Raw genomic sequence first — 3,445 nt, 5'->3', positions numbered from 1 at the left:
CCTCTGCTGGAAAGCAGACGACTGTAGTAAGGTGGCAGTAGTCTATATAAGAGAGGAAGACAAAGAAATGAATGAAAAACAGCGTGAAGAAGTGGCATTAGCGAAGTTTCAAGTGATTGCGCCCATCTTAAACAAGGATTTTCCTGATGCCAGCCAACAAGCGTACTACGAACGCCTTAGTCAAGAGCCCTTAAAACGAGTCGATGGAAGTGAGTGGCGAGTAAAGCCTGGGGGTATTCGTGACTGGGTCTATTTGTATCGCAAGTATGGGTTTGATGGCTTAAAACCAAAAGTACGCACAGAGACCAGTACGAAAAGGCTGACAGATGATCAAAAACAGCGCCTGATTGCCTTAAAAGAAGAACGTCCTCGTCGAACAGTGACGAATCTGTATCATTATTTGAGCGAAAACGGTGAACTCAACCCGCAGACGGTTTCTTTATCCACGGTTCAACGGTTCATGCGTCAACAAAATGAACAGTATCGCTGGCGATCACCAGAAGACCGACGGTCATTTGAAATGGCTCATGCCAATGATATGTGGCAGATCGACACGTCCTATGGGCCTTATTTGTATGATGAAAAGGGGAAAAATCCGAGTGAGAATACAGAATGCTTTTTAGAAGGATTAAAGAGGATTTTCGAAATGATGGAGAGTGTGCCTAAAACGATTCGTATTGATAATTTGGCAGCTGCCGTTGTTAAGCCAAGAGGGAAAGGCGAAGAAACCGTGTTTACTGAGGCCTTTGAACGCTTCGCTGCTCACTATCGTTTTGAACCCATTGCTTGTAATCCGTATTCTGGTCATGAAAAAGGGGCTGTTGAAAATAAAGTAGGCTATATTCGTTATAATTTTTTTGACTGTATACCTGACTTTGTTTCCTACCTTGTATTTGAGAAATGGTTAAATGCTCAACTAGAAGAAGACAGTCATCGCAATCACTACCATGAACACATACTAATCAGTGAATTATGGGAAGAAGACCGGGCACATATGCGTTCTCTTTCAGATACACCCTACCCCGTTTTTAGATACGAAGAATGCAAAACAAATAAATATGGTGAAATCAGATTGGATAATGCGTCTATTCATATCCCAAAAGTAGGTCGTAACCGTCGGTTAACCGTGCAGTTATACTGGGATTCATTCCGCTGTCTGAGCCCAAGTGGTGAATTGCTCTATGAAGCAGATCGGCCTTATATTAGTGAATCCCGACCCGTCGATTGGCTATATGTATTTCAAACTTACCGACAAAAACCAAGGGCACTTGATCATTCTAAATATAAGAAGCTGCTTCCATCAAAAATAAAAAGCTATGTATTAGAAACAACTCTTGTCGAACGAAAAAGGCGCATCGACCAACTGCTTGAATTGCTTAAAGAAGAGGACTTATTACGGATTGAAGAGAATTTTGAGTTTCTCCTACTGAACAATTTTGAATCAGAGCCAACAGAAGCTTCTCTCTCCCTAACGCTTTATGATTCACTCTCTCCGAAGGCGGTGAGCTAATGGAAGATGAGTTAAAGGAATTGTGCAAACGTATGAGGTTAGCGTATGTTTATGACTACGTCATAGACAATCATGATAAAGAAGCTCTCTATCCTCTTATATTAGAGTCTTTGAAATACGAACAGCACGAACGAGAACGAGCTAAAGCTCATCGTTTAATACACAAAGCGGGTTTCCGCACTCATAAACGATTGGGTCAATATGAATGGCATGATGCGATTGGATTTCCAGGGTCTCTAACTAAAGAGGAATTAATAAGCTTAGATTTTATTCATCATCGTGAAAATTTGATTTTCGTTGGTTCACCAGGCACTGGGAAAACAACGTTAGCCACAGCTCTTGGCATCGAAGCATGTATGGCGGGAAAAGATGTACAGTTTTATCGTGTTTTAGATTTAGTGGATAAATTACAAAAAGCGTCTCAAAGAGGGACGCTTGCACGTACACGAAAGAGCATCTTAAAAAGCGATTGTCTCATCTTGGATGAATTAGGTTACTTGCCAATAGATAAAGAAGGATCAGAGCTGTTATTCCACCTTATTTCTGATTTTTATGAGGAACGCAGCTTGATTGTGACGACCAATTTAGAATTCAGCTCATGGAATAAAGTATTTCAGGACTCCAGATTAACGAGTGCCTTAGTTGATCGCTTAATTCATCACGCTCATATTTTCTCGTTTTCTGGTAAAAGTTACCGCTTCACGAACGCATTATCGCAACACAAAAACTAAATAAAACGGTGCAGCAAAGGTATGGAAAAAATTCCTGCAATCTTATGGATTTTTTTCTTGCAAAATACACTTGACATAAGAGTATAGTTTGATATAATAAAAATGTAAAATAATTCACAAATATTGACGAAAGGATATATAATTATGACCAAATTATTAGTAGTAAAAGCACACCCATTAAATGCTGATCAATCTACTTCAGTTCAAATCTTAGATGTATTTGTTGAAAAATACAAAGAAACACATCCAGATGATGAAATTCAATATATTGATGTATTTAACGATGACATTCCGGAGCTGGATGAGGATATCTTAACAAGTATTATAGCATTAAAAGAAGGAAAAACATTTCCAGAGTTGACTGATGCTCAGCAAAAGAAAATGACACGAATGAATGAGTTAACACAACAGTATATAGATGTGGACAAAATAGTTGTAGCAAATGCATTATGGAATTTAGGTATTCCAAGCCATTTAAAATCGTGGATAGATAATATTTGTGTTTCTGGAGTAACTTTTAGGTATACAGAAACGGGTGCAGAGGCTCTAGCACATGGAAAGAAAGCTCTCCATATCCAATCAAACGGTGGGTATTTTGGTGGGAAAGATTTTTCCGCACAATTTTTAAAAGGGATTTTCCAGTTTGTTGGAGTTGAAGATTACGAGCAATTATTTATTGAAGGTATCGATTTTGCTCCGTCCAAAAGAGAAGAAATTCTGGAAGAGGCTGAGAAAAAAGCAAGACTTATCGCTGAGATATTCTAATTTAGTAAGTTAAGACTTGTTTGGTATAGTTGGGTAGCCAAACCTATTTAACCAGCTCTTCCGGCTCATTACGACCGAGAGAAAACAGTAATCGAATTTAAGTATCATTACGAATCGACTGAACGTGTCTGTAGAGTAAATCTGTAAAATGTATAGCCAAAAGTAGCAAATAGAATTATTTTTTAAGTACATCAAGCAACATATACCACTAAGAAAAAATCGAAAATCTAAAGATGGAGCTGAAAACTAAGTCATTCTAACCATTATTGTGTACGAATTGACTTTACTGATGAAACCAGAACTCGGCTTAAATGTAGAAAAGCATTCTATACCGATAAAAAAGAGGCGAAAAAAGGCAATGTGATCCAGCAGACGTGAATACACTGCTGGATCACATTGCTTTTTTTCTTGTCAAATGTCTCCAGCAAAGGTAAAATAA

General features: G+C 38.3%; 3 protein-coding genes. All 3 read left to right on the top strand.

Annotated elements, in window-relative coordinates; translation table 11 throughout:
• The coding region (locus ACYQ2O_RS11185; RefSeq protein WP_459796637.1) for a helix-turn-helix domain-containing protein at positions 1-1,510 on the top strand (1,510 nt) is incomplete at its 5' end.
• Positions 1,510-2,241: an IS21-like element helper ATPase IstB gene (istB, locus tag ACYQ2O_RS11180; RefSeq protein ID WP_343755429.1), complete on the top strand. Its 732-nt coding sequence runs from the start codon at positions 1,510-1,512 to the stop codon at positions 2,239-2,241. The genes ACYQ2O_RS11185 and istB, both read left to right, overlap by 1 nt.
• Positions 2,242-2,385: 144 nt before the next feature.
• The gene (locus ACYQ2O_RS11175; protein WP_344912051.1) at positions 2,386-3,006 is read left to right on the top strand and encodes an FMN-dependent NADH-azoreductase; all 621 of its coding nucleotides are present in this window, start codon (positions 2,386-2,388) and stop codon (positions 3,004-3,006) included.
• The last annotated feature ends 439 nt before the right edge of the window (positions 3,007-3,445 follow it).

Source organism: Alkalibacterium sp. m-11 (assembly GCF_054658155.1).
Note: the sequence above shows the minus strand (reverse complement) of the source record. Positions and strands in the feature narration are given on the sequence as shown.